Raw genomic sequence first — 7770 nt, forward strand, 5'->3', positions numbered from 1 at the left:
GCGCGGATCTACGCCGAGATCGGCGGATACGCGACGCGCTGCAACGCCTACCACATGACCGGGCTGCGGGTGCCCCGGCCTCCCGTTGTCACCCAAGAAGATCTACCGCCGCCCGCGGTCTCCTGCGTAGCCTCGCCTGGTCCGCGACGTGGGAGGTAGCGATGGCTGTGCCGGATCCGGACCGGGCCGAACTGCAAGCCGCAGCAGCGGAACTGGGACTGGAACTAGACGATGCGACAACGGATTCGTACCTGTCGCTGATCGCGGCGAACGTCGAGGCGTACCGGGTTGTCGACGCGCTCGAGGAGCCCATCGCCGAGATCCCGCAGCGGCAGTGGAGCGAACCCGGCGACAACCCGTTGGGCGCGTGGTACGCGCGCACCGAGCTGCGCACCCGCGACGACGGGCCGCTGGCGGGCCGCACCGTCGCGCTCAAGGACAACATCTGCCTGGCCGGGGTGCCGATGATGAACGGCTCGTCGACGCTGAAGGGCTACGTCCCGGACGTCGACGCCACGGTGGTGACCCGGCTGCTGGACGCGGGCGCCACCATCGCGGGGAAGGCGCACTGCGAGTTCCTCTGCTTCTCCGGCGGCTCGCACACCGGCGCCGACGGGCCGGTCCGCAACCCGCACAAGCCGACGCACTCCGCAGGCGGCTCGTCCTCGGGCTCGGCCGCGCTGGTCGTCGCGGGCGAGGTGGACCTGGCCATCGGCGGCGACCAGGGCGGCTCCATCCGGATTCCGTCGTCGTGGTGCGGCGCGGTCGGGATGAAGCCGACGCACGGCCTGGTGCCCTACACCGGGATCATGCCGATCGAGGCCACCATCGACCACGCCGGCCCGATCACCGCCAACGTCGCCGACAACGCGCTGGTGCTGGAGGCGATCGCCGGTCCGGACGGGCTCGACCCGCGCCAGATCGCAACCCGGACCGACGTGTACACGCGGGCGCTCACCGGCGACTGCGGTGGCCTGCGCATCGGCCTGGTGCGCGAGGGATTCGGCACGGCCGGCGCCGAATCCGACGTGGACGAGGCGGTGCGCGAGGCGGCGGGCGTGCTGGCCGGGCTGGGCGCGAAGGTCGCGGAAGCATCGGTGCCGCTGCACAGCTCGGGCGTGGCGATCTGGAGCCCGATCGCCCTCGAAGGGGCCGTGTGGCAGATGCTGCTGGGCAACGGGTTCGGCATGAACTGGCGCGGCCAGTACGTGACGAGCCTGGTGGACGCGATGCGCGGCTGGCAGGATCGGGTCGGCGAGTTCAGCGAGTCGCTGAAAGCGTTGATGCTGGCCGGGAACCTGTTCCGGCGCCGCTACGGCGGCACCACCTACGCGAAGGCGCAGAACCTGACCCGCACCCTCACGGCAGCCTACGATGCGGCGCTGGCGGAGTTCGACGTGCTGGTCATGCCGACGCTGCCGATGAAGGCGACGCCGCTGCCGCCCGCGGACGCCCCGCGCGAGCTGATCGTGCAGCGATCGTTCGAGATGATCGGCAACGTCGCACCGTTCGACGCCACCGGCCACCCGGCGCTGAGCCTGCCCTGCGGGAGCGGCGACGGCCTGCCGATCGGCATGATGCTCATCGGTCGCCACTGGGACGAAGCGACCCTCTACCGGATCGCCCACGCCTTCGAAACCGCTTCGGCGCCGGGATTCAGTCCCGCCGGGCGGTGAGGAGGACGGCGGCGGTCGCCGCGACCCGCACGACGTCCAGCTGCGGGTCGCGGTACTCCTCAAGCCACGCGTCGGTGGCGCGGTTGGCATGCACCGCGAGGACCGCTCCCACCGACAGGCCGACCGCGCGGCCGACGGCGAGCACGGTCTCGGCCTCCATGTCCATCCCGTCGACACCGGACTGCTCGACCTGGCGGATGCGTTCCGCGGCGCGGTCTTCCCAGCGCGGCAGCGGCCGGCCCTGGCCGAGGTAGTAGGAGTCGGTCGACAGCACGGTGATCGGGCGGGACGGCCGGTCGAGGTGTTGCGCGGCGGCGGTCAGCGCCTCGGCGACGGCCGGGGTGGGCACCGCGTCTCCGTCCGGCAGGTAATGCCGCGCCGCGCCGCTCTCGCGCCGGGCGCGCTGCACGATGCCGAGCGTGCCGGGCTCGATCTCCGGGCGCATCGCGCCCATGCCGCCGATGCGGATCACCGTGCGCACGCCCAGCCCGGCCAGTTCCACGAGCGTGATCTCGGTGGACGGTCCGCCGATCCCGGTCGAGCACACGCCGATCTCGACGCCGTTGAAAACGCCGGTACCCGCACGGAATTCCCGGTTCTGCCCGAGGACGCGGAAGGAACTCAGCACCTCGGCGGCGAGGTCCACTCGCGCCGGATCGCCCGGCAGCAGGCAGATCTCGGGCAGTTCCCCGCGGCGGCACGGCAGGTGCGGCGGCTGGTCGCCGTCCCAGGGATCCGAGGCTCGGCGCGCCATGAGCTGTCCTCCGAAATGCGCCAAATGTCCAATGTGGACTGTCCAAGTGGGAGTGATGCGCGCCTCGTCGGGCGGCCTCGACCTTTACCCGCCGAGATGTCCGGTGGATGCTGATGCCCAGCATCCGCACGGCGAAATCTAGCACCATCACACGCCGTGCCCTCCCGCAGACCAGGAGTCATCGAATGGGCCGACAAGCGACGCCTGCCCGCGAGCAAGACAATTCTGATGAGCGACCGAGCCGCTATGCGAAGCAGGCGATGGTCGCATCCGCTGTCGGTTACGGCATCGACGGGATGGACAACCTCATCCTCGGTGTCGCGCTGACCGCGATCAGCCTCGACGTCGGGCTGTCCCAGACCGAGGCGGGTTCGCTGGCCACGGTGACGCTCATCGGTGCGGTGCTCGGCGGCGTGGTGTTCGGCATCCTGGGCGACTACTTCGGCAGGGTCCGGACGCTGACCTGGTCGGTGATCCTGTTCGCGGTGTTCACCGGCCTCACCGCGCTGGCGCAGGGCTACCTCGACCTGGCGATCTACCGGTTCATCGCGGGAGTCGGACTCGGCGGCGAGTTCGGCGTGGGCATGGCGCTGGTCGCCGAGACCTGGCCGGCGAAGATGCGGGCGCGGGCCACGTCCCTGGTCGGCGTCGGCGGTCAGGCCGGCGTGCTGATCGGCACGCTGGCGGCCGGGCCGATCGTGACCGCGTGGGGCTGGCGGACGCTGTTCGTGATCGGCGCGATCCCCGCGTTGATCGCTTTCGTGCTGCGCAACCGGCTCGCCGAACCCGAGGCGTTCACCAAGATCGAGCGCGAACGACGGCGCTTCCCGCTGCGGCTGCTGTTCGCCGATGCGCGGACGACGCGGTCGAGCATCGCGCTGCTGGTGCTGTGCTCGGTGCAGACCTTCGGCTACTACGGCATCATGACGTGGCTTCCGACCTACCTGTCCAAGCAGTTCGGGTTCAGCCTCACCAAATCCGGCACCTGGACCGCGGTGACGGTGCTGGGCATGGCCGCGGGCATGTGGATCTTCGGGCAGCTCGCCGATCGGATCGGCCGCCGCCGCACGTTCTGGATCTTCCAGGCCGGGGCGATCGTGTCGGTGCTGGGCTACAGCCAGCTCACCGACCAGTACGCGCTGCTCGTCGGCGGTGCGATCATGGGCGTGTTCGTCAACGGCATGCTCGGCGGCTACGGGGCGCTGATGGCCGAGCTGTATCCGACGGCGGCGCGTGCGACCGCCGAGAACGTGCTGTTCAACCTCGGGCGCGCGGTCGGCGGCTTCGCGCCGATCGTGTTCGCGTTGATCGCCCAGTCGTCCAGCTTCGCGGTCGCCATCGCCTTCCTCGCGGTGCTGTACGCGGCGGACATGCTGATGATGTTCCTGCTGCCGGACCGCAAGGGCGAAGCCCTCCAATAGGGTCCGGAACCCGTTCGGGTGCTGTCTCACGTCACGAGGTCTTCGATTTCAATGAGGTTTTTCCAACCTCAATTTGCGTGGCGGTGCGGGTAGCGGAACCTCAGAGGCTCCCTGGTCTGTGGGTGCCCTGACTTATGTATGTCCAATACACGGCGTCAGGGCCGTCCTCGCCCAGGAGTGCCCCAGGGGCACGGGCGCAGTGAACCCGCGGCGGTGCACGTGTCGTAGGTGGGTTATGCGCCTGCGGCGCATGCGACACCCCATCGACGTGCAGCTTTGCGACCCGCGGCTGTGGGCTGACCAGGATGAAAAACGCTCAATGGAAATCGGACCTCCGATTTCCATTGAAATTGCGGGAGTTGTCCACAGGAGTTGGCGCGTCGGGAGGCGACGCACCGAAGTTCTGGTGCTCGTGAGTGGTGATTCCGGTAAGAACCGGAAAAATCACTCACGACCCCTGTCCGGCGCGCACGACGCCGCGCACCTGAGCAGGATGTAAAGGGCGACCACCGACGTAGGCTTTGGTGCCATGGCGGGGATTCGGCGCTTCGAGCGGGCGTTGCTCGGTTGCGGGGCGATCGGCGCGGTGCTGTTCGTCGTGCTGTTCCTGGTGGAGGGCGCGTTCCGAGCGGACTACAGCCCGCTGCGGCATCCGGTGAGCTCCCTGTCGATCGGGGAGTCCGGCTGGGTGCAGGCGGTGAACTTCATCGTCACCGGCCTGCTGATCCTCGCCTTCGCCGCCGGACTGCGGCCCGCGCTGCGGCAGCTCGGCGGTGGCCGCTGGGCGCCGGTGCTGATCGGGCTGGTGGGCGTCGGGCTGATCGGCGCCGGGTTCTTCGCGGCGGACCCGATCAGCGGCTACCCGCCCGGCACGCCGCCGGTGCCCCTGGTGCGAACTACGCACGGCGTGCTGCACGACCTCTTCTCGACACCGGTGTTCACGGCGCTGCCCGCGGCTTGCTGCGTGGTCGGCTACCGCCTCGCCCGCACCGGTCATCGGGGATGGGCCGCCTACTCGATCGGCACGGCGGTCGTGTTCCTGATCGGGTTCGCGCTGGCCGGCGCCGGGTTCGCCCAGAATCCGGCGCTCACGCCGGTCGGCGGCCTCCTCCAACGCCTGACCCTCGTCGTCGGCTTCGGCTGGCTCGCAGCCCTCGCGATCTCCCTCCCGCGCTTCCAGGGGCCGCGTGAGCCGGGCTAGCCGAGGCGGGGCGGGAAGCCGCCAGTGGCGATCGGGCCCCAGCGCTCGATGTGGATGCGGATCAGCGACTTGCCCTGCCGGGCCATCGCCTCGCGGTACTCGGCCCAGTCCGGGTGCTCGCCGGAGATGCAGCGGAAGTACTCGACGAGCCCGTCGAGCGCGGCGGGCATGTCCAGCACCTCGGCGCGGCCGTCGACCTGCACGTACGGCCCGTTCCACTCGTCGGAGAGCACGCAGATCGACACCTGCGGGTCGCGGCGGGCGTTGCGGGTCTTGGCCCGCTCCGGGTAGGTCGACACCACGATCCGGCCATCGGTGTCCACACCGCAGGTCAGCGGCGACATTTGCGGGCGGCCGTCGGAGCGGGTGGTGACCAGGACGCCGCGGTGCCGGGGCCGCAGGAACTCCAGCAGGGCTTCGCGGTCGACTCGATCGGCGCGGGCGATCGCCATGGGTTCGCTCCCCACAATTCGATGACAAAGTGCGCCGCCAAGCCTAGTGGCCGGGCACGACGGCCGCTGTGCCCGACAGGCGTTGTGGGAGGCGTGTTCGGCGGGTGACAATGCGGCACTCGACTGGGAGGCCCGGATGCCATTCGCGACCACCGATGACGGAATCCGCTTGTACTACGAGGAAACCGGCACCGGCGTGCCGCTGGTCTTCGCGCACGAGTTCGGCGGCGACCACCGCTCGTGGGAGCCGCAGGTCCGGCACTTCGCCCGCCGGTACCGCTGCGTCGTCTACGCGGCGCGCGGCTACCCGCCGTCGGAGGTGCCCGCCGAACCGGAGCGCTACGGTCAGCACCGCGCGGTCGACGACCTGGTGGCGGTGCTCGACGCGATCGGCGCGGACCGCGCGCACGTCGTGGGCAACTCGATGGGCGGGTTCTGCACGCTCCACTTCGGACTCCGCCACCCCGGTCGGGCGCGGTCGCTGGTCGTCGCCGGCTGCGGTTACGGCGCGCATCCCGGCGCCCGGGAGAAGTTCCGCGCGGAATTCGAATCGCTCGCGGTGGCCTTCGAAACCGACGGCCCGGCCGAGGTGGCCAAGTGGTACGGCTACGGCCCGGCGCGCGTGCAGTTCCAGAACAAGGACCCGCGCGGGCACGCCGAACACGTCGCAGTGCTGGCCGAGCACGACCCGGTGGGAGCGGCGCGGACGATGCGCGGCGTGCAGATGACCCGGCCGTCCCTGTACGACCTGCGGCCGGAGTTGGCGGCGATGGACGTGCCGACGCTGATCGTCGCGGGCGACGAGGACGACGGCGTGCTGGAGGCCGACCTGATGCTCAAACGGACGATTCCGCGCAGCGGCCTCGTCGTGCTGCCCAAGACCGGCCACCTCACGAACCTCGAAGAGCCCGAGCTGTTCAACCACCACGTCGAGCGCTTCCTGGCGCAGGCCGACCACGACCGCTGGCCCGCCCGGGATCCGCGCTCGCCGGTCGCCGCCGCGGAGTAGTCGTTGACACGCCGGGCGATCCCGAGTTAGAAGGAGATTCCAGAACAGCCCTCTGTGTTCACGGCAGGAGACGCCATGCAGTGCAAGGCCGCAGTGCTGGAGACCGCCCCAGGACCGCTCGTGATCAGCGACGTCGACCTCGATTCGCCCGGCCCCAACGAGATCCTGATCCGCACCGCGTCGGCCGGGGTGTGCCACTCCGACCTGCACTTCATGGAGGCCAAGTACCCGCATCCGCTGCCCGTGGTGCTCGGGCACGAGTCGGCCGGGGTGATCGAGGCGGTCGGGTCGGCGGTCACCGGCCTGGCGCCCGGCGACCACGTCATCACCTGCCTGTCGGTGTTCTGCGGGCACTGCGAGTACTGCATCACCGGCCGCCCGAACCTGTGCATCAAGGAGGACGTGGTGCGCCCGGCCGACGGCCCGCAGCGGCTCAGCCGCGGCGGCGAGCCGATGCACCAGTTCCTGAACACGTCGAGCTTCGCCGAGTACATGCTGGTGCACGAGCACGCGGCGGTGAAGATCCGGCCGGACATGCCGCTGGACAAGGCGGCGCTGATCGGCTGCGGGGTGACCACGGGGCTCGGCGCGGTGTTCAACACCGCCGGGGTGCGGCCGGGGGAGACCGTGGCGGTGATCGGTTGCGGCGGGATCGGGCTCGCCGCGATCCAGGGCGCGGCGATCGCCGGCGCGGGCCGGGTGATCGCGGTCGACCGCCTGCCGGGCAAGCTGCGCCTGGCGGCGAAGTTCGGCGCCACCGACGTGGTCGACGCGTCCGATGTGGACGCGGTGCAGGCGGTGCTGGAGCTGACCTCCGGCGGCGTGGACCACGCCTTCGAGGCGGTCGGGCTGGCCAGCGCCGCCGAGCAGAGCTTCCAGATGCTCCGCCCCGGCGGCACGGCGACGATCATCGGCATGATCCCGTTCGGCGAGAAGATCTCCCTGGACGGCTACTCGTTCCTCCGCGAGCGCAAGATCCAGGGCTCGACGATGGGCTCGAACCGCTTCCGCGTCGACATGCCCCGCTACGTGGACATGTACCTCTCGGGCAGGCTCGACCTCGACTCGATGATCAGCGGCACGACCACCCTGGCCAACGTCAACGAGGCCTACGAAAACCTCAAGCAGGGCGAAGTCGCCCGCCAGCTCATCACCTTCGACTAGCGGCGCGGGTGAGCAGCTGCTCAGCTAGTGGAGCGACGTTTCCGCAGGCCCGGGGCCGTGAGTCTTTTGGGCGGCTATAGCAGCCCAAAAGAC

The 7770-nt window shown here is 70.2% G+C and carries 7 protein-coding genes; 5 read left to right on the forward strand and 2 right to left on the reverse strand.

The genetic code is table 11. The features are described 5' to 3' along the window. The first annotated feature begins 161 nt into the window (after nucleotides 1-161). Complete coding sequence (locus tag AB0I53_RS10480; RefSeq protein ID WP_358599628.1) at nucleotides 162-1676, forward strand: amidase; 1515 nt, start codon at nucleotides 162-164, stop codon at nucleotides 1674-1676. On the opposite strand, the gene AB0I53_RS10485 is transcribed toward AB0I53_RS10480, so the two are convergent. Continuing rightward, the gene (locus tag AB0I53_RS10485) at nucleotides 1657-2430 is read right to left on the reverse strand and encodes a nucleoside phosphorylase (protein ID WP_358599631.1); all 774 of its coding nucleotides are present in this window, start codon (nucleotides 2428-2430) and stop codon (nucleotides 1657-1659) included. The genes AB0I53_RS10480 and AB0I53_RS10485 overlap by 20 nt on opposite strands. 260 nt (nucleotides 2431-2690) lie before the next feature. Here AB0I53_RS10485 and AB0I53_RS10490 point away from each other — a divergent pair, with 260 nt between their 5' ends. Together AB0I53_RS10490 and AB0I53_RS10495 are read left to right on the forward strand one after the other, a co-directional pair. Continuing rightward, a complete protein-coding gene (locus tag AB0I53_RS10490) occupies nucleotides 2691-3851 on the forward strand; it encodes an MFS transporter (protein ID WP_358599634.1) in 1161 nt (386 codons plus the stop codon). Nucleotides 3852-4380: 529 nt separating this feature from the next. Further along, nucleotides 4381-5052: a DUF998 domain-containing protein gene (locus AB0I53_RS10495; RefSeq protein WP_358599637.1), complete on the forward strand. Its 672-nt coding sequence runs from the start codon at nucleotides 4381-4383 to the stop codon at nucleotides 5050-5052. Here the strand turns inward: AB0I53_RS10495 and AB0I53_RS10500 are convergent. After that, on the reverse strand, nucleotides 5049-5504 hold the full coding sequence (locus AB0I53_RS10500; RefSeq protein ID WP_358599640.1) for a PPOX class F420-dependent oxidoreductase: 456 nt from the start codon (nucleotides 5502-5504) through the stop codon (nucleotides 5049-5051). The genes AB0I53_RS10495 and AB0I53_RS10500 overlap by 4 nt on opposite strands. Nucleotides 5505-5640: 136 nt before the next feature. On the opposite strand from AB0I53_RS10500, the gene AB0I53_RS10505 reads away from it, so the two are divergent. After that, entirely contained in the window at nucleotides 5641-6513 is an 873-nt protein-coding gene (locus tag AB0I53_RS10505; RefSeq protein WP_358599643.1) for an alpha/beta hydrolase, read from the forward strand. Between the two features lie 75 nt (nucleotides 6514-6588). Next, nucleotides 6589-7677, forward strand: a complete 1089-nt coding sequence (locus AB0I53_RS10510; protein WP_358599646.1) for a Zn-dependent alcohol dehydrogenase — start codon at nucleotides 6589-6591, stop codon at nucleotides 7675-7677. Nucleotides 7678-7770 lie beyond the last annotated feature (93 nt).

It is taken from the genome of Saccharopolyspora sp. NPDC050389 (assembly GCF_040655595.1).
GTDB lineage: Bacteria > Actinomycetota > Actinomycetes > Mycobacteriales > Pseudonocardiaceae > Saccharopolyspora.

Coding starts and splice junctions, on each gene's coding strand:
- AB0I53_RS10490 (WP_358599634.1), top strand. CDS start 2,691: ATGGTCGCATCCGCTGTCGGTTACGGCATCGACGGGATGGACAACCTC.
- AB0I53_RS10495 (WP_358599637.1), top strand. CDS start 4,381: ATGGCGGGGATTCGGCGCTTCGAGCGGGCGTTGCTCGGTTGCGGGGCG.
- AB0I53_RS10480 (WP_358599628.1), top strand. CDS start 162: ATGGCTGTGCCGGATCCGGACCGGGCCGAACTGCAAGCCGCAGCAGCG.
- AB0I53_RS10500 (WP_358599640.1), bottom strand. CDS start 5,504: ATGGCGATCGCCCGCGCCGATCGAGTCGACCGCGAAGCCCTGCTGGAG.
- AB0I53_RS10505 (WP_358599643.1), top strand. CDS start 5,641: ATGCCATTCGCGACCACCGATGACGGAATCCGCTTGTACTACGAGGAA.
- AB0I53_RS10510 (WP_358599646.1), top strand. CDS start 6,589: ATGCAGTGCAAGGCCGCAGTGCTGGAGACCGCCCCAGGACCGCTCGTG.
- AB0I53_RS10485 (WP_358599631.1), bottom strand. CDS start 2,430: ATGGCGCGCCGAGCCTCGGATCCCTGGGACGGCGACCAGCCGCCGCAC.